The organism is Pseudomonas wadenswilerensis (assembly GCF_900497695.1).
Taxonomy (GTDB): domain Bacteria; phylum Pseudomonadota; class Gammaproteobacteria; order Pseudomonadales; family Pseudomonadaceae; genus Aquipseudomonas; species Aquipseudomonas wadenswilerensis.
Map to the genome: position 1 here is coordinate 98617 of NZ_UIDD01000005.1, position 16930 is coordinate 115546.

General features: G+C 62.8%; 16 protein-coding genes. 6 read left to right on the top strand and 10 right to left on the bottom strand.

Annotation, left to right across the window (positions count from 1 at the left end):
• Positions 1-24: 24 nt before the first annotated feature.
• A complete protein-coding gene (locus CCOS864_RS07675; RefSeq protein ID WP_095161521.1) occupies positions 25-750 on the bottom strand; it encodes an AraC family transcriptional regulator in 726 nt (241 codons plus the stop codon).
• A 275-nt stretch (positions 751-1025) separates the two neighbouring features.
• Here CCOS864_RS07675 and CCOS864_RS07680 point away from each other — a divergent pair, with 275 nt between their 5' ends.
• The 4 genes from CCOS864_RS07680 (at position 1026) to CCOS864_RS07695 (ending at position 3280) form a co-directional block, all read left to right on the top strand.
• Positions 1026-1754 (top strand): BamJ family beta-barrel-assembly machinery protein, encoded by a 729-nt coding sequence (locus tag CCOS864_RS07680; protein WP_095161523.1) that lies wholly within the window; start codon positions 1026-1028, stop codon positions 1752-1754.
• A gap of 280 nt (positions 1755-2034) precedes the next feature.
• Entirely contained in the window at positions 2035-2475 is a 441-nt protein-coding gene (locus tag CCOS864_RS07685) for a YkvA family protein (protein WP_115085779.1), read from the top strand.
• A 98-nt stretch (positions 2476-2573) separates the two neighbouring features.
• Positions 2574-2912, top strand: a complete 339-nt coding sequence (locus CCOS864_RS07690; RefSeq protein ID WP_115085780.1) for a helix-turn-helix domain-containing protein — start codon at positions 2574-2576, stop codon at positions 2910-2912.
• Positions 2909-3280 carry a hypothetical protein gene (locus tag CCOS864_RS07695; RefSeq protein ID WP_010224211.1) on the top strand — a complete coding sequence of 124 codons (372 nt, stop codon included), beginning with the start codon at positions 2909-2911 and terminating at the stop codon, positions 3278-3280. The genes CCOS864_RS07690 and CCOS864_RS07695 overlap by 4 nt, the downstream gene beginning before the upstream one ends.
• On the opposite strand, the gene CCOS864_RS07700 is transcribed toward CCOS864_RS07695, so the two are convergent.
• Positions 3256-5034 (bottom strand): bifunctional diguanylate cyclase/phosphodiesterase, encoded by a 1779-nt coding sequence (locus tag CCOS864_RS07700; protein ID WP_115085781.1) that lies wholly within the window; start codon positions 5032-5034, stop codon positions 3256-3258. The two genes, CCOS864_RS07695 and CCOS864_RS07700, sit on opposite strands and share 25 nt — an antisense overlap.
• A gap of 123 nt (positions 5035-5157) precedes the next feature.
• A complete protein-coding gene (locus CCOS864_RS07705; protein WP_166675656.1) occupies positions 5158-7245 on the bottom strand; it encodes a carboxy terminal-processing peptidase in 2088 nt (695 codons plus the stop codon).
• A gap of 140 nt (positions 7246-7385) precedes the next feature.
• On the opposite strand from CCOS864_RS07705, the gene CCOS864_RS07710 reads away from it, so the two are divergent.
• Positions 7386-8348, top strand: a complete 963-nt coding sequence (locus CCOS864_RS07710; RefSeq protein ID WP_115085783.1) for an NAD(P)H-quinone oxidoreductase — start codon at positions 7386-7388, stop codon at positions 8346-8348.
• Positions 8349-8428: 80 nt separating this feature from the next.
• Here CCOS864_RS07710 and CCOS864_RS07715 read toward each other — a convergent pair whose 3' ends face one another.
• The 6 genes from CCOS864_RS07715 to CCOS864_RS07740 form a co-directional block, all read right to left on the bottom strand.
• On the bottom strand, positions 8429-9082 hold the full coding sequence (locus CCOS864_RS07715) for an HAD family hydrolase (RefSeq protein ID WP_115085784.1): 654 nt from the start codon (positions 9080-9082) through the stop codon (positions 8429-8431).
• A 25-nt stretch (positions 9083-9107) separates the two neighbouring features.
• Entirely contained in the window at positions 9108-10097 is a 990-nt protein-coding gene (locus CCOS864_RS07720; RefSeq protein ID WP_115085785.1) for an ABC transporter ATP-binding protein, read from the bottom strand.
• A gap of 1 nt (position 10098) precedes the next feature.
• The gene (locus CCOS864_RS07725) at positions 10099-10896 is read right to left on the bottom strand and encodes an ABC transporter permease (RefSeq protein WP_115085786.1); all 798 of its coding nucleotides are present in this window, start codon (positions 10894-10896) and stop codon (positions 10099-10101) included.
• A complete protein-coding gene (locus CCOS864_RS07730; RefSeq protein ID WP_115085787.1) occupies positions 10883-11725 on the bottom strand; it encodes an ABC transporter permease in 843 nt (280 codons plus the stop codon). The genes CCOS864_RS07725 and CCOS864_RS07730 overlap by 14 nt, the downstream gene beginning before the upstream one ends.
• The gene (locus CCOS864_RS07735; RefSeq protein WP_115085788.1) at positions 11722-12528 is read right to left on the bottom strand and encodes an alkaline phosphatase family protein; all 807 of its coding nucleotides are present in this window, start codon (positions 12526-12528) and stop codon (positions 11722-11724) included. The genes CCOS864_RS07730 and CCOS864_RS07735 overlap by 4 nt, the downstream gene beginning before the upstream one ends.
• A gap of 132 nt (positions 12529-12660) precedes the next feature.
• Positions 12661-13725 (bottom strand): ABC transporter substrate-binding protein, encoded by a 1065-nt coding sequence (locus tag CCOS864_RS07740; RefSeq protein ID WP_115085789.1) that lies wholly within the window; start codon positions 13723-13725, stop codon positions 12661-12663.
• Between the two features lie 292 nt (positions 13726-14017).
• On the opposite strand from CCOS864_RS07740, the gene phnR reads away from it, so the two are divergent.
• Positions 14018-14731 (top strand): phosphonate utilization transcriptional regulator PhnR, encoded by a 714-nt coding sequence (gene phnR / locus CCOS864_RS07745; protein ID WP_115085790.1) that lies wholly within the window; start codon positions 14018-14020, stop codon positions 14729-14731.
• On the opposite strand, the gene CCOS864_RS07750 is transcribed toward phnR, so the two are convergent.
• On the bottom strand, positions 14728-16887 hold the full coding sequence (locus CCOS864_RS07750; protein ID WP_115085791.1) for a mechanosensitive ion channel family protein: 2160 nt from the start codon (positions 16885-16887) through the stop codon (positions 14728-14730). The genes phnR and CCOS864_RS07750 overlap by 4 nt on opposite strands.
• Positions 16888-16930: the final 43 nt, after the last annotated feature.

The following is a 16930-nucleotide window of genomic DNA, read 5'->3' on the forward strand; positions in this document are numbered from 1 at the left end:
GCAGAGCTTGGCGTGTGCAGCAGGTCAGGTATTGAACGAATCGCTCGTGCGCATCAGCACGCCAGCCGCTTGCGCCGGAGACAGGCCGAGCATGCGCCGCATCATCCGGCTCAGGTGCGCCTGGTCGGCAAAGCCGCCATCCACGGCCGCTTCGCTCAAGCTATGGCCGGCTGCCAGGGCGTGTGCGGCGCGCTCCAGCTTGCGCCAGATGATCCACTGCGACAGCGGCACGCCCATGTCGCGCGTGGCCACGTGACGCAGGCGCGGGCTGGACAGCCCGACCGCTTCGGCTGCGCGGCCGACCGCGCCGCTGCCGTCGCAGTCTTCGCGCAACAAGGACAGGGCGCTGGCCAGGCGCGGGTCGAAATCCGCTGGGCTGCCGACGATGCGGTTCAGTGCCGCTACGGTCTGTTCGGTGCTGCGCTGCAGGGCGAAGCAGTCGACGATGGCCTGGCTGGCCAGGGCGCTGCCATTGAGTGGCAACTGTGCGTTGAGTGCGCGCCCAAGGGGCGATTCCGGGTAGATGAACAGAAACGCCAGCGGCTGCGGCTGTTGCACCGAGCGGTGTTTGACGAAAGGCCCGATGATGACGCCAGCGCCTTCCAGGCTGTGCTGTTCGAAATCGACCCGCACCGGGCCGCGAATCCCGATGCAAAGCTGGATGGCCACATGGCTGTGGGCCGATGAATCCTCACTGTGTCCCACATAGCCGAACCAGTAGTCGCTGAAGGTGACCCTGCCGTCCCACATTGCTGCCGTCCTTGCCGCTGCTGCGCTGCCCAGGATGATAACCGCCCGCTGCACGGCATCGATACAAACTGCTACAAAACCTCACCGGCGGATTTGCCCAACTGCCGGGTCCCGTCAATACTGGCCACTGGCTGCAGCCGAGGATGAAGAAGGTTTAATCTGGCTGAACTTATCCGGGTTTTCTTGCTCTCATGCCGGTAGCCATTGGTCGTGGCCGCCTGATAAGCTCGCGGCTTTACTCGATTGCCCTATTGGCGCATGAACAAGGAAATAGCATGAAACAGCATCGGTTGGCGGCTGCGGTTGCCCTGGTTAGCCTGGTACTGGCGGGTTGCGATTCGCAGACCAGCGTCGAGCTGAAGACTCCGGCACAGAAAGCCTCCTACGGTATTGGCCTGAACATGGGCAAAAGCCTGGCTCAGGAAGGCATGGACGACCTTGATTCGAAAGCTGTTGCTCAAGGTATCGAAGACGCTGTCGGCAAGAAAGAACAGAAGATCAAGGACGAAGAGCTGGTTGAAGCCTTCGCAGCCTTGCAAAAGCGCGCTGAAGAGCGCCTGGTCAAGATGAGCGAAGAGTCGGCTGCGGCCGGCAAGAAGTTCCTTGAAGAAAACGGCAAGAAGACTGGCGTAGTGACTACCGCTTCGGGCCTGCAGTACGAAGTGATCAAGAAGGCTGATGGCGCCCAGCCAAAACCGACTGACGTGGTAACCGTCCACTACGAAGGCAAGCTGATCGACGGCAAGGTCTTCGACAGCTCCGTCGAGCGTGGCAGCCCGATCGACCTGCCGGTCAGCGGCGTGATCCCGGGTTGGGTCGAAGGCCTGCAACTGATGCACGTGGGCGAGAAGTACAAGCTGTACATCCCGTCGGACCTGGCTTACGGCGCCCAGAGCCCGAGCCCGATGATCCCGGCCAACTCGGTGCTGGTATTCGAACTGGAACTGCTGGGTATCAAGGACCAGGCCAAGGCTGATGAGCCTGCCGATCCTGCTGCCGAGTAAGGCCAGCTGATACCGGCAACGCCCCGTCTCGACGGGGCGTTGTCGTTTCTGGGGTTTAACGAACCCTCGGGGCCATGCAGGGTCTTAAAAGCTGCGGCTGTTGACGAATCATGGCGCAGCGGGCAAAACGTTTGCGTGATTGAAACAGGTGTGTAAAAAACGCCCGATTTAACCCGGACCCTTGCCGGGCGGGCGCCTTGAGCCTGAAACTGAGCTCTGTTCACAAGGTTATCCACAATTATTGTGGATAACCTTCCTTGGCACTGGCCCTGGAGGCCGTATGAAAGCACCGTGGAATTTCGCCCGATTTCTGCCCCTGGCCGAGCGCTTGCTCAGCCGCGGGCGCCTGCCGGCGCTGATTTTTGCCGTGGCGCGCAAAGGCCCGCGGCTGGGCAAGCTGCGCGAGGACGTGCGCCTGATGCAGGCCCTGTGCCTGGCCTGGTGGCGCGGCGAGTACCGGGCCATCAGCCCCAAGGCGCTGATCACGGTAGTGGCGGGATTGTTGTATTTTGTCAGCCCGCTGGATGCGATCCCCGACTGGTTGCTGGGCGTCGGCATGCTCGACGACATCGCCGTGCTGGCCTGGGTGATGAAAGCCGTATCCGATGAACTGGCCGCTTTCAGCGCCTGGCGCAGCCGTCAGGCACCGGAAAAACTGCGGGTGGTCGAACGCCTGCCCGACACGCCGGAAGCGCTACGCCTGGAACAGGAAAAAAGCTGATCACATCGCGACCCTGCACACCCTTGTTGGCTGGTAATATAATTGGCATAAGGATTATGCCTACCGATTACATATCGTAATCCTACAAGGGGGTTGTAATGGGTATTCAGGTCATCAGCCGAGACGGTCAACCCGAGTACGCGGTTGTTCCCTGGGAGCAGTACCAGGCACTGCTTAAAGCAGCCGGGCAAGGCGAGCCGGTTGCCGCCGAAAACACACCATCCAGCGCCACAGACAGCGCCAGCTTGCCGAGTTTCAGCGAGCTGGCGCGTTTGCGTGAGGGCAAGGGCCTGGCGCCGGAGCAGCTGGCACGCAGCGTCGGCATCAGCCCGGTGTACCTGGCGCTGATCGAAAGCGGCGAACGCCAGCCGGATGCCGCGATCCGCCGCAGCCTGGCCTGGGAGCTGGGTGTAGCCGGCTGGAGCGAGCCGTCGTGAGCGTGCGGATCAGCCGCCAGCACTGGGAAGGCCTGCTCGGCGAGCTGGATGTCGCCCGCCGCCAACGTCACCTGCTGACTTACCGTGCCTTGCTCGAGCGTCTGCAATTGCCCAGCCCGGCCATGCAGACCCTGACCGCGGCGCTGGAGCACCTGGCGGCGCTTGACGCCCGCGCCGAGCAGCCGCTGCGCAGTTCGCTGGTGATCAGCCAGGGTGCCAGCCGTTTGCCGCGCACCGGTTTCTTCGAGTGCGTCGAGCGCCTGGGGCGTTTCTCCGGGCCGTCCGACGGTATGGCCGCAGCCTCCTGGCACGCCTCGGAAGTGGTGCGGGTGTTCGAGTACAGCTACCCCGAACACGAAGAAGCCTGAACGGCAGGCGCGGTATCGATCAGGTACAGGCTGTGCCCGGGCACATCCTTGGCCTGATGCTTGGCCTGTGAGGCCAGCTCGGCCAGTTGCCCGGCATCGAGCCCGGCACAGGCCTGCGGGTGCAACTGCACCACGCCGATCGACAGCGATAGCAAGGCGAATTCCTGGCGCCGGCCCTGACGGTCGGTGGCAACGAAGCACCCGGCCTGCAGGTGCTCGGCACGGTAGAAGCGCCGGCACTGTTTCTGAAAGTCCTCCAGCAACAGCTGCAAGCGCTGTTGCCAATCTTCCGAGCCCAGCACCAGCATGAAATCGTCGCCACCGATATGGCCGACGAAATCCCGGCTGGGGTCGACCCGTTCGCTCAGGCACTGGGCCAGGCACAGCAGCACTTCATCGCCGCGGCCATAGCCGTAGATATCGTTGAACGGCTTGAAACTGTCGATATCCACGTAACAGATCGCTGCCGCGCGTTGCTGTTGCAGCAGGCGGGTCAGGCACTGCTGGATCGGCACGTTGCCCGGCAGCAGGGTCAGCGGGTTGGCATAGCGGGCCTGCTGGATCTTCTGCTCGGTGATCAGCTTGAGCACGTCGATCACCCGCCCCAGGCCCAGGTAGCGGCCGTTGTGGGTGATGATGAAATCTTCTTCGATACGCTGGCGGGCGCGACTGGTGAGCAGGCGGCTGACCTGTTGCAGCGACTGGCCCAGATCCACGGCGAGAAAATCATCGCTCATCAACCGGCTGATCGGCTTGCGCGCGAACAAATCAGTGGCAAACGGCTTGAGCAGGGCCTCGGAGAGCGAGTGGCGATGCACGATGCCACATGGCTGCCCATGCGCGTCGAGCACCGCCAGGGAATTGAGATTGGCCTGGCTGCGAAACAGTTCGAGCACCTGCGGCGTGGGCGCCTCGCGGTTCACCGCGGGCTGTTCGATCAGCAGCGCGGCGAGGTTGCCGCTGTCTTCATTGAGGCTCTGCAGCACCTGCGCCGGTTGCCCGAGCATGCCCTGCACATCCCGCGCCGCCTGTTCCTGCGGGCGGCCCAGCAGGTAGCCCTGGACCAGGTCGATGCCCATCTCGGTGAGCACCTTGAGCTCTTCGGCCAGTTCGATACCTTCGGCAATCACCTGGGCTCGTGACGCTCGGGCGATCTGCAGGATCGAGCCGACGAACTCGCGCTTGACCGCATCCAGGTGGATGCCGTCGATGAAGTGACGGTCGATCTTGACGTAGTCCGGGCGCAGCTCCGACCACAGGCGCAGGCTCGAATAGCCGGCGCCGAGGTCGTCGAGGGCGATGGAAAAACCCATGTCGCGGTAGTGGTGCAGGGCGTTGAACAGCAGCTGGAAGTCGTCGGTCGGCGTCTGTTCGGTGAGCTCGATCACCACCCGGCTGGGCGGCACGCCAAGTTCGTGGAGCATCTTCAGGGTACGCCCGGACTGGTACTGCGGCTCGAGCAAGGATTCCGGCGAGACGTTGAGGAACAGCTTGCCTTCGAGGTTCTGCTGGCTGAAGCGCCGGCAGGCGCTCTCGCGGCAGGCCACTTCCAGCTCGGTCAGGCGGCCGGCCTGGCGGGCCACGGCGAACAGGTTGATCGGCGAGTGCAACGGGCTGTTGGACGGGCCGCGGCTCAGTGCTTCGTAGCCGAGGATGCGCCGTTCGGACAGGCAGACAATGGGTTGGAACAGGCTGTGCAAGCCGCTTTGAGCCAGGATGGTGCTCAACGCGCTGAGCTGTTCGTTGACGGTCATGGCAGGGCTACCTTGAAAAAAAGGGACTGAGCACCCGCGGCGCTCAGTCCCTTATTTCACGACAGTCTGATGACTATTTGATGACGCAATGACGCACAGTCACATTATTTTGCCATCACCGTTTTACGGGTTGTTCCGCGCCACCTGCGAATTCAGGCCCAGGTAATCCAGCAGGATCAGCCCGGACTCCTTCAGGTAGGCGTCGTCTTCCGGCTTGGTATCGTCCGGCTCGACCGGCAGGGCGTCTTCGTCTTCCTTCTTCAGTTCCTTGAGCGGCTCTTCGCCCTTGGCCTTGCGTCGGGTGTTTTCCAGCGCCAGTTGCTTGCTTTCGATATCGGCATGCTGGGCACGGCGTTCGGCTTCGTTGAGGCTGACGGTTTTCTCGTTCATCAGCTTCTGGGTCAGGGCCAGGCGGTCGCGGATATAGACGAACTCCGGATCCTTGGCCGTACGGGTGTCGTGACGGGCCTTGAGCTGGGCCAGGAACGGCTTGAACGGGTCGACCGCAGGCTTGATCGCCGGGCGGATGGTGTCCCATGGCATGGCTTCGGGCAGGGCGCTTTCGCCGATTTCCTTGGTGTCGATGATCGACGGGTAATCGATGTCCGGCAGCACGCCCTGATGCTGGGTGCTCTGCCCGGAAACCCGGTAGAACTTGGCCAGGGTCAGTTTCAGCTCGCCATGGTTGAGCGGCTGGATGGTCTGCACCGTGCCTTTGCCGAAGGTCTGCCCGCCAAGGATCAGCGCGCGGTGATAATCCTGCATGGCGCCAGCGAAAATTTCCGACGCCGAGGCCGACAGGCGGTTGACCACCAGCGCCAGCGGGCCTTTGTAGAAGGCGCCGCTATTCTCGTCCTCAAGCACGTCGACGCGGCCGTCGCTGTTGCGCACCAGCACCGTCGGGCCCTTGTCGATGAACAGGCTGGTCAGCTCGGTGGCTTCCTGCAGCGAGCCGCCGCCGTTGTTGCGCAGGTCGATGACCACGCCGTCGACTTTTTCCTTCTGCAGTTCGGTCAGCAGTTTCTTCACATCGCGGGTGGTGCTCTTGTACTCCGGATCGCCGGCACGGAAGGCCTTGAAGTCCAGGTAGAAGGCCGGGATCTCGATGATGCCGAGCTTGTAGTCGCGCCCGTCCTGCTTGAGCTTGAGCACCGATTTTTTCGCGGCCTGCTCTTCGAGTTTCACCGCTTCACGGGTGATTGGCACGATCTTGGTGGTCTGGTCGTTCGGCGCATTGCTGGCCGGGATGATTTCCAGGCGCACCACCGAGCCTTTCGGCCCGCGAATCAGCTTGACCACTTCATCCAGGCGCCAGCCGATCACGTCGACCATTTCCTTGTTGCCCTGGGCCACGCCGATGATCTTGTCGGCCGGTGCCACCAGCTTGGTCTTGGCGGCAGGGCCGGCCGGTACCAGACGCACGATCTTGACCTGGTCGTTGTCGCTTTGCAGCACGGCACCGATACCTTCGAGCGACAGGCTCATGTTGATATCGAAGTTTTCCGCGTTGTCGGGCGACAGGTAGTTGGTGTGCGGGTCGTAGGACTGGGCGAAGGTGTTGATGTAGGCCTGGAAGATGTCTTCGGCGCGGGTCTGGTCCAGGCGCGTGAGCTGATTCTTGTAGCGCTTGGTCAGCAGCTCCTGGATCGCCTTGGGCTCTTTGCCGGCGATTTTCAGGCGCAGCACTTCATCCTTGACGCGTTTGCGCCAGAGGTCGTCGAGCTCGGCCTGGTTCTTCATCCACGGAGCGTCCTTGCGGTCGATCAGCAAGGTCTCCTTGGTGGTGAAGTCGAAGTTGTCGACGCCCTTGTTCAGCTCGGCGAGGGCGAAGTCCAGACGCGATTTGACCCGGTCCAGGTAGCGCTTGTAGATGGTGAACCCGGGGTCGAGATTGCCGCTCTTGAGGAAATCGTCGAACTGGGTCTTCCATTTGTCGAACTCGGCGATGTCGCTGGCGGTGAAGTAGCTGCGCGCAGGATCGAGGAGTTTGAGGTAGCTGTCGTAGATGATTACCGAGCGCGCATCGTTGAGCGGCGGCTTGCTGTAGTGGTGGCGCTTGAGCAGCTCGACCACATTGAGGCTGGCGACCACTTCATCGCGGTCAGGCTGGAGCTTATCCCAGCTGTTGGCGGCCCATGCACTGCCCGCCAATGGCAGACTGCCCAGACCGATCAACAGGGCGAGGGTGGTGCTCGGCAGAAAATGCTTCATGCTGATTCGACGTAGGGACAATTGATCACGCATATTAGGCCGTCTTTGAATTCGCCGGTTCCATGAAAACCGGACGCATAATGCAAAAAGCCCGGGGCTACAGCACCCGGGCTCAGTCATGACTCAACTATGGAGGCACTGTGAAGGCATTGCAAGGCGTTGACGGACATGTGGAGTGGGTTGCGACGACAAGTCCAGCTTGCGATATCGGTCAAGTACGAATTCGCGTGGCCGCAGCCGGCCTCAATCGTGCCGACCTGCTCCAGCGTGCCGGGCTCTACCCGCCACCGCCGGGGGCCAGCGAGTTTCTCGGCCTGGAATGCTCAGGGATCATCAGCGAAGTGGGCGCCGGTTCCTCCTGGAAGGTCGGCGATCGGGTCTGTGCCTTGCTCGCCGGCGGCGGCATGGCCGAGGAAGTGGTGGTCGATGGCCGCCACGTGTTGCCGGTACCCGAAGGCCTCAGCCTGCAGGAAGCAGCGGCAATCCCCGAGGTGTATGCCACGGCCTGGCTCAACGTGTTCCAGCTGGCCGCGCTCAAGCCCGGTGAGAAGGTGTTGCTGCATGCCGGCGCCAGTGGCGTCGGTTCGGCGGCGATCCAGCTGTGCAAGGCCTTTGGCAGCCCGTGCTGGGTCAGCGTTGGCTCGGCCGAGCGGCTGGCTTATTGCCAAGGGCTGGGCGCCAGCGGCGGCGTGGTGCGTGGTGAAGACCTCAACGCGCTGAATGATTTCGCCCCATTCAACGTGATCCTCGACCCGGTCGGCGCCAACTATGCCGAGCTCAACCTCAAGCTGCTGGCACGGGACGGACGCTGGGTGATCATCGGCCTGATGGGCGGGCGCAAGGCCGAGCTGGACCTGGCGCAACTGCTGGGCAAGCGCGTGCAGGTAATGGGTTCGACTTTGCGTACCCGTGATGATCAGTTCAAGGCTGACCTGCTCAGCGATCTGGGCCAACAGGTGTGGCCGCTGTTCAGTGAAGGCCGGCTCAAGCCGCAACTGGCCAAGGCCTTCCCGATCAAGGATGCCGAAGCGGCGTTTGCCGAGCTGGCGAGTAATCAGGTGTCGGGCAAGCTGGTGCTGGTGATCGACGAGAGTCTGGTGTAGTCCGCCAATCGCTGGCAAGCCAGCTCCCACAGGTCAGGTGTATGCAGTACCTGTGGGAGCTGGCTTGCCAGCGATGCTTTTCATTTCCAGGTATGAATCGGCCACTTGTTCTTCTCGGCATGCTCACGCAACACCGGGTCCGGATTGACCACATGCGGGAAATCCACCTTCAGCAGCAACGGCAGATCGTTGCGTGAATCCGAGTAGAAACTCGCGCCTTCAAGGTTTTCTTCTTCCTGGTCCAGCCATTCCAGCAAGCGGATGATCTTGCCTTCGCGGTAGGTCAGCACGCCAGTGGTGCTGCCGGTGTAAACACCGTGTGCAACCTCAAGCTCGATACCAAGAATTTCATCAATGCCCAGGCGGTCGGCAATCGGCTTGACCAGGTGGGTACCAGAGGCCGAAATCACCAGGATCCGGTCGCCAGCCTTGCGGTGGGCGGCAATGGTTTTGGTGGCGTCACTGAAGATGATCGGTTCGATGAAATCTTCCACCCACGGTGCTACAAGATGCTCGACTTCTTCCGGGGTGCGGCCAATCAGCGGCTCCAGGCTGAAGGTCATATAGTCCTCCATGGCCAGATGGCCCTTGCCGTAGGCATCCATCAGTTCCTTGTCACGACGCAGGAACGACTCGCCATCGACCCAGCCAAGGCGGACCATCTGCTCGCTCCACAATGACGCGCAGTCACCGTGGATCAGGGTTTCGTCCAGATCGAAAATCGCTAGTGCCATATTCAGAAAAACTCCTGTGCAACCCTCAGGCGACTTCGCAGAGGGCGGTGGGATCGATCGACAAGGATACCCGCTGGCCATCCGGGTGCAGGTCGGCGGACGAGCGGTTGAGCACATCGACCAGCAATTCTACCCCGCGCGCTTCGACCCGGTAGCGGATCACGTTGCCGAGCAGGCTGTGACTGCGTACCAGCCCCTCGAGTTCGCCGTTGAGGCTCAGGACGATGGCTTCCGGGCGGATTGCCAGGCGGCTGCCAATCGGCCGCTGCAGCAGGCGGCTGGCGCTGTCGGCATCGAGCAGGTTGTAGTTGCCGATGAAGCCGGCGGCAAATACGTCCACCGGCGCGGTATAGAGGGTTTCGGCATCGCCGCTCTGAACGATGCGGCCCTGGTTCATGAGGAAGATGCGGTCAGACAGGGTCAGCGCTTCTTCCTGGTCATGGGTGACGAAGATGGTGGTCAGGCCCAGCTCGCGCTGGATGGCACGGATCTGCTCGCGCAGGTGTTTGCGAATACGCGCGTCCAGCGCCGACAGCGGCTCGTCGAGCAGCAGCAGGCGCGGGCGGGTGACCAGCGAGCGGGCCAGGGCCACGCGCTGGCACTGGCCGCCGGACAGCTGGTGCGGGTAGCGGCGGGCAAAATCCTGCAGCTCGACCAGTTGCAGCACCTCGCGTACCCGCGCCTGGCTATCGTCGCTGTTGACCTTCTGCATGCGCAGGCCAAACGCGACGTTCTGCTCGACGGTCATGTTGGGGAACAGCGCGTAGCTCTGGAACACCATGCCGATCCCGCGCTTTTGCGGGCTTAGCGGCACCAGGTCGTTGCCATCGAGCAAGATCCGCCCGCTGTCCACGGCGGTCAGCCCGGCGATGCAGCGCAACAGGGTGGATTTGCCGCAACCGGAAGGGCCGAGCAGGGTGACGAATTCGCCGCGTTCGATCTGGCAGTTGATGTCGTTGAACACCGGGCTGCCGGCATAGCTTTTTTGCAGGTTCTGTACGCTGACGAAGCTCATATCAGGACTTGTCCTTGTTCAGGCGGTTGGCTGCCCAGGTCAGCACCAGCACGAAGAGGAAATAGGAAACCACCAGGGCACTGTTGAAGTGGCCGCTGCTGTTGCGCATGTTATTGAGGTACACCTGCAGGGTCTCGTAGCGGGTGCCGACCAGCAGGTTGGCGAACACGAACTCACCGAACAGGAACGAGAACGACAGCAGCAAGGCCACCATCAGGCCCTTGCGCAGGTTCGGCAACACCACCAGGAAGGCGGCCTGGAAGGTGCTGGCACCGAGCAGCTGGGCGGCGTCCATCAGGTCGCGCAGGTTGATCGCCTGCAGGTTGTTGGTGATCGCCCGGTACATGAACGGCAGGGCCACGGTGAAGTAGCAGCCGATCAGGATCCACGGCGTGCCGACCATGGCCATCGGCCCCGAGCCGTAGAGTTGCAGCAGGCCCACCGACGACACCACCGGCGGCACCGCGAAGGGCAGCAGGATGAGGATGTTCATCAGCGCATCGAGCCGGGGGAAGTGGTAATGCACCACGAACAACAGCGGCAGGATCAGCAGCACCGACAGCAGCAGGGCGCCGACACAGACCAGCAGCGACTGGCCGAAGGCGGCGAGAAAGCGCGGGTCGCTCCACAGCGCCAGGTACCACTTGAAGGTCAGGCCGCTGGGCAACAGGCTGGCCGACCAACTGGTGGCCAGCGAGTAGAGCAGGGTGCCGGCCAGCGGCAGCAGCAGAATGATGAACAGCAGGTAGACCACCAGGCGGTGGTACAACGTGGCAGAGCCCGGTTCAGCGCGCGACATGGTAGCTCCGCTTCAACAGCCATTGATGGACGAAAGTCACCAGGGTCATCAGCCCGACCAGGATGACCGCCAGGGCGCTGGCCAGGTTCGGGTCCAGCGAGATGTCGCCGGCCACCAGCGCGGCGATGCGGATCGGCAGTACGTTGAAGTTGCCGGTGGTCAGCGCATAGACCGTGGCGTAGGCGCCCAGGGCGTTGGCCAGGAGGATCACGAAGGTGCCCAGCAGCGCCGGGGTGAGCACCGGCAGGCCGATGTGCCGCCAGTATTGCCAGGCGCCGGCGCCAAGCAGCTCGGCCGATTCGCGCCAGTCCTCGCGCAGGGCGTCGAAGGCCGGGTAGAGCAACAGCACGCCGAGGGGGATCTGGAAATAGGTGTAGAGGATGATCAGCCCGGTCTTGGAATAGAGGTTGAAGTCTTCGATGATCCCGGCCTGTTTCAGCAGCATCGTCAACGCGCCGTTGAAGCCGAGCAGGATGATGAAGGCAAAGGCCAGCGGCACCCCGGAGAAGTTGCTGGTCATGTTGGCGAAGGCATTGACGAAATCGCGCAGGCGCGAGTCGACCCGGCGCAAGGAATAGCTGCCGAGGATGGCGATGAGGATGCCGAACAGGCTTGACCAGAAGCTGATTTCCAGGCTGTGCTGGATCGCTTGGCGATAGAACTTCGAGCTGAATATCTTGCTGAAATTATCCAGGCCCCAGGTCGATTCCACCTGCACGCTGTGGAGCATTACCCAGGCCAGCGGGGCGATCTGGAAGATGATGAAAAACACTGCGAAAGGTACCAGGCAGAGCAGGGCCAGCCATTTGCCGCGCGTGATCGAATTCACTTGAGCAGCTCCCGGCACACCGGTTTGTCGTGGGGCACGCCGAGCAATTCGCAAAGGGTGCCGCACAGTTCGGTCTGCAGCGGCTTGGCTGCCGGGTCGAGGCTGAACGCCTCGCCAAAGACAAACAGTGGTACTTCGCGTTCTTCGGCCAACAGGCCGTTGTGCGAGCGGTCGTTGTTCATGCCGTGGTCGGCGGTGACCAGCACTTGATAGCCCTCTTCGAGCCAGGTGCGCAGGTAGTCGGCCAGGAGGATGTCGGCGCTGCGCGCGCTGTTGCGGTACTGGCTGCTGTCCAGGCCGTGACGGTGGCCGGCATCGTCGATGTTCATCGGGTGCACCAGAAGAAAGTTCGGTGCATGACGGCGGCGCAGGTATTCGGCGTCGGCGAACAGGTGCGAGTCGGGGTAGTGGTCGGCGTAGTAGAACAGCCCATGCTGGATCGGCAGCTTGGGCGCGTGGGTGTGGCGGTCGCGCAGCGGGTCGAAGGGCGAGCGGTTGTACAGCTCGCTCATCCAGTGATAGGCCGCCGCTGCCGTGCCCAGGCCGGCTTCGCGGGCGTAATGGAATACGCTGCGCTGGTTGGACAGGCGGTTGACGTTGTTGTGGACGATGCCGCTGTCGATCGGCGCGACACCGGTGAGGATGCATTCGTACAGCGGCCGCGACAACGACGGCAGCTCGCATTCGACCCGGTACAGCGCGGCGCGGTCGGCTTCGACATAAGCATGCAGATGGCCCATGGCGTGGTGCGCGACCTGATGGTTGAGGCCATCGAGCAGGACCAGGATGACGTTGTAGTTCATAGGGACTCCGCAATTGTGGCTGACCTCATCGCTGGCAAGCCAGCTCCCACAGGTACTGCATACACCGGACCTTGTGGGAGCTGGCTTGCCAGCGATCGGGGCGGCAGGGGCTGCCTGACACCCCCCAAAGGTTCACTCCATCTCGATGATCACTTGCTCCTGCCACTTCTGCGGCAGGGCCTTGGAGGTCGCTTCCCACGCCGCCGCATCCTTGATCGGCTGCACGGCGCGGTACTGCTCGTTAGGCAGCAGCTTGGCCTGAACCTCGGCCGGCAACTTCAGGTGCTCGGCACGGATCGGCCGGGCGTGACCTTCGGCCAGGTTGATCTGCCCGGCATCGCTGAAGATATACTCGCGGGTCAGTTTGGCGGCGTTGGGGTTTTTCGCGTACTTGTTGATGATCGTGGTGTAACCGGAGATCACCGAACCGTCAGACGGGATCAGCACCTCGAAGCGTTTCGGGTCGATCTGCTGGCGGTAGCTCAGGCCGTTGAAGTCCCAGACCACACCGACTTCGATCTCGCCCTTCTCCAGGGTCTGGATGGTCGGGTTGGCCAGCGACAGGCGCTTCTGCTGGGCCAGCTTGGTGAACAGCTGCAGGCCCGGTTCGATGTTCTTCTCGTCACCTTTGTAGGCAATGGCTGCGGCCAGTACGCCGTTGGCGGCCTGGGCGGCGGTGCCGACGTCACCGATGGCGACCTTGTACTTGCCTTTTTCCAGGTCATGCCAGGTTTTCGGCATGTCTTGTTCCTTCACCAGTTGCTTGTTGATGATGAAGGCGATGGTGCCGGTATAGGCCAGGGCCCAGTGGCCATCCTGGTCCTTGGCCCAGCCCGGGATCTGATCCCAGGTGCTCGGCTTGTACGGCTGGGTCACGCCCTTGGCCACGGCGATCGGGCCGAAGGCGGCGCCGACGTCACCGATGTCGGCACTGGCGTTGTCTTTTTCGGCATCGAACTTGGCCACTTCCTGGGCCGAGCTCATGTCGGTGTCCATGTGCTTGAGGCCGTATTTTTTCGCCAGGTCTTCCCAGGTGCCTTTCCAGTTGGCCCAGGCATCGGGCATGCCCACGCTGTTGACCGCGCCTTCCTTGCGAGCGGCGTCCTCGAGGGCCTTGAGGTCGGTGTCGGCGGCCATGGCCGTGGTGCACAGAGCGATGCTCGAGCCTAACAGTGACGCCAGAAAAAACTGTTTCATCCGAAGCTCCTTGATGGGTGCCTTGCAAAACGCTAATGGTGTTGTTGGACGTTGTTGCGGTTCGGTTGGTCTAGGTCAGCAATACCTGAGCCAAGGTAGGCCTGTTGCATGACAATTTGATGTCCAGGCGTGCTGCCAGCCAGGGCTCGCGCCCCTGAAAATCAAGCGTAGACCACCCTGGCTGTCATCTGGCATTCATCTGGAGTGCCTAGGCTTGCACTATTCTCATAGCCCTGAAGGCGCCAAATGTGGGCGCTGCCGGTGCTGGACTAGTCCAGATAGGTAACCTTTGATGCAGCCACTGCCGCCACGCGCAGTAACAGCCATCTGTCATGCCCTGCAGGAGCAGATCGAGCATGGCCTCCTGTCGCCCGGCTGCAAGCTGCCGGCCGAACGCAAGCTCAGCGAGGTGTTCGACACCACGCGCATTACTCTGCGTGAGGCGCTGGTGCAACTGGAGGCGCGCGGGCTGATTTACCGCGAGGAGCGGCGCGGCTGGTTTGTCGCGCCCGCACGGCTGACCTACGATCTGAACGAGCGCAGTCACTTCCATGCCATGGTCCGTGAGCAAGGGCGCGAGGCGCGCACCGAACTATTGTCGGCGCGCCTGCAGCCAGCGGCGGCAACGGTGTGCGCGCGGCTGCAACTGGCGCCGTTGTCGAGTGTGATCCAGGTCTGCCGGCTACGCCGGATTGACGGGCGCGCGGTGCTGTATGCCGAGCACTACCTGAACCCTGAATACTTTCCGAGCATTCTCGAGCATGACCTGAGCCAGTCGCTGACCGAGCTCTATGCCCGCCATTACGCCATCGAGTATGGCCGGGTGCGTTTCGAGATCCTGCCGACCGCCTTGCCGGTGGCGGCGGCGCTGGCGCTCAAGGTGTCGGCGGGCAGCCCCGGCCTGCACATCACCCGGGTCAACAGCGACCAGCACGGGCGGCTGATCGACTGTGACCTGGAGTATTGGCGCCATGATGCGATCCGCATCAAGGCCGAAGCCGGTTAGGCCTTGGTGGGCGTTTCGCTGAACGGCGTGCTGGCATCGGCGGTGATCACCTGCACGCTCAGGCGCGGGGTGGCCAGGTCCAGGCCGGCTTCATCGAGCTGACGCTTGAGCGCCAGGTTGAAGGCCCGCGACACTTCCCACTGTTTGATCGGCGCGGTCTTGAAACGCGCGCGCAGGATCGCCGAGCCCGACTCGAAGCTTTCCACGCCTTGCAGTTCAAGCGGCGACCAGATGTTGCGGCGCATCAGCGGGTCGTTGCGCATCTTCTGGCCGACATCGCGGATCAGGGTGATCGCCTGGTCGATGTTCATGCTGTGCGGGATGGCCACGCGGAAGATCGCGTAGCCGAACTCGCGCGAGTAGTTCTTGATGCTCTTGATCTCGCTGAACGGGATGGTGTGGACGATGCCGTCGATATCGCGCAGGCGCACGGTACGGATGGTCAGGCCTTCGACCGTGCCCAGGTGGCCGCCGACATCGACGTAGTCGTCGATGGCCAGGGAGTCTTCGATGATGATGAACAGCCCGGTGATCAGGTCGGCGACCAGCGATTGCGCGCCAAAACCGATGGCCAGGCCGATGACACCGGCACCGGCCAGCAGCGGGGTGACGTTCATGCCCATGTTGGCCAGGGCGACGATCACCGCAATGATGAAGATCGCCACGAACAGCACGTTGCGGATCAGCGGCATCATGGTTTGCGCGCGAGCATTGGCCAAGCCCTTGCGCGAGCGGGTCAGGGCGTGGTGCACGGCGGTGTCGGCGAGAATCCACACCAGCCAGGCGGCGATCAGGGTGCCGGCCAGGCCGAACAGGCGCACCGCCACTTCATGGCCTTCGCCTTCGGCAAATCCGATCAGCGAAAAGCCCCAGACGCGCAGGCCGAGTTCGATGAACACCAGCCAGATGGCCAGGTGCACCAGGGTGTAGGTAAAGCTCTTCAAGCGTTCCGAGTACACCGCCTGACGACGGTTGGCCCGCTGCGGCTTGAGCCCGTGGCGGCGCACCAGGCCGTTGATGACCATGCACAAAATCAGCAGCACCGTGCACATCAGTGACTGGCGCAGGGCGGTGCTGGTGTCGCCGGCGGAGATGAAGGTGGCGATCAGCGAGATCGCCACCAGCACCAGCGCCGGCAGGTACCAGAAGGTCCCGAGGATTTCGATGGTGTCGCTCAACGCCCGGCGGGTCAGGCGCCGTGACAGCGGCTGGTTGCGGATCAGGTGGGCGATGGGCCGGCGAAAGCGCAGGATGAACAACCCGGTAGACAGCCCGGCAAGGATATTGGCCAGGGTTGCCAGGGTGTGCGACAGGTGATCGCCCAGGGCGCTGGCCATGCGCGGGTCGTTCATGGCCTCGCCGAAGGCGGCGAAGCTGCCGATCAGCCACAGCGGGCGAAAGGCCTGGTGGCGGAGAATGTGCAGGGCGCGATGGCGGTGCGGGCCGTCGAGCAAAGAGAAGGCGATGACGCAGATCGCCGAGAAGCAGGTACCCACCACCAGCGCGTAGGCCAGGACCATGGCCATCGACTTGCCCAGTGACGAGGGCAGGGCGAAGCTCAGGTACACGGTGATCACCAGCGCCACCAGCCAGGGCCCGAGCTTGCGCAGGGCGAAGCGCACCAGGTCCCAGGTCCGTGGATGTTGTGGCAGTTCTTCGGTGAGGCCGAAGCGCAGGCGGACCTGGTGGCCGACCCAGTTCAGGGCGTAGGCCAGCAGACTCCACAGGGCAATGATCGCGGCAAAGCCGAAGAGGATCGGCGGCCACTCGTGCCAGGGCACCAGGCGGGCGTCGAGCTCGATCTGCGCCAGCTCCAGTTCGCGGGTCCAGCGGTTGAACGGGCTGGCCTCGCCGCTGAACTGTTTTTCCAGCTCGTTGAAGGTGCTGCCGATCAGGCCCAGCACGCCTTGTTCGGCACTGGGTTGCGCCTGCTTGGTGCTGTCGCGCAGCTTTTTCAGATCGGCCAGCAGCTTGGCCCGTTGCTGGTCGTTCTCCAGGCTCTTGATCACTTCGTCCAGTGACTGGCCCAGGGGTTCTGTGGCTTCGGGCTGGGCCTTGCTGCCGCCACCGAGCAGGCCCGGCAGGCCGGCGGCGTGCGCTGGCGCAACCAAGAACAAGGGCAGAAGCAGGAGAATAACGCGGAAAAAGACAGGCACCGGACAATCAACCTCAAAACGATCAATCGCCCGAGTGTAGTGT

What these genes read in the sequence shown, in the direction of transcription:
- CCOS864_RS07675 (WP_095161521.1), bottom strand. Translation starts at nt 750, where the DNA reads ATGTGGGACGGCAGGGTCACCTTCAGCGACTACTGGTTCGGCTATGTG.
- CCOS864_RS07680 (WP_095161523.1), top strand. Translation starts at nt 1,026, where the DNA reads ATGAAACAGCATCGGTTGGCGGCTGCGGTTGCCCTGGTTAGCCTGGTA.
- CCOS864_RS07685 (WP_115085779.1), top strand. Translation starts at nt 2,035, where the DNA reads ATGAAAGCACCGTGGAATTTCGCCCGATTTCTGCCCCTGGCCGAGCGC.
- CCOS864_RS07690 (WP_115085780.1), top strand. Translation starts at nt 2,574, where the DNA reads ATGGGTATTCAGGTCATCAGCCGAGACGGTCAACCCGAGTACGCGGTT.
- CCOS864_RS07700 (WP_115085781.1), bottom strand. Translation starts at nt 5,034, where the DNA reads ATGACCGTCAACGAACAGCTCAGCGCGTTGAGCACCATCCTGGCTCAA.
- CCOS864_RS07705 (WP_166675656.1), bottom strand. Translation starts at nt 7,245, where the DNA reads ATGAAGCATTTTCTGCCGAGCACCACCCTCGCCCTGTTGATCGGTCTG.
- CCOS864_RS07715 (WP_115085784.1), bottom strand. Translation starts at nt 9,082, where the DNA reads ATGGCACTAGCGATTTTCGATCTGGACGAAACCCTGATCCACGGTGAC.
- CCOS864_RS07720 (WP_115085785.1), bottom strand. Translation starts at nt 10,097, where the DNA reads ATGAGCTTCGTCAGCGTACAGAACCTGCAAAAAAGCTATGCCGGCAGC.
- CCOS864_RS07725 (WP_115085786.1), bottom strand. Translation starts at nt 10,896, where the DNA reads ATGTCGCGCGCTGAACCGGGCTCTGCCACGTTGTACCACCGCCTGGTG.
- CCOS864_RS07735 (WP_115085788.1), bottom strand. Translation starts at nt 12,528, where the DNA reads ATGAACTACAACGTCATCCTGGTCCTGCTCGATGGCCTCAACCATCAG.
- CCOS864_RS07740 (WP_115085789.1), bottom strand. Translation starts at nt 13,725, where the DNA reads ATGAAACAGTTTTTTCTGGCGTCACTGTTAGGCTCGAGCATCGCTCTG.
- phnR (WP_115085790.1), top strand. Translation starts at nt 14,018, where the DNA reads ATGCAGCCACTGCCGCCACGCGCAGTAACAGCCATCTGTCATGCCCTG.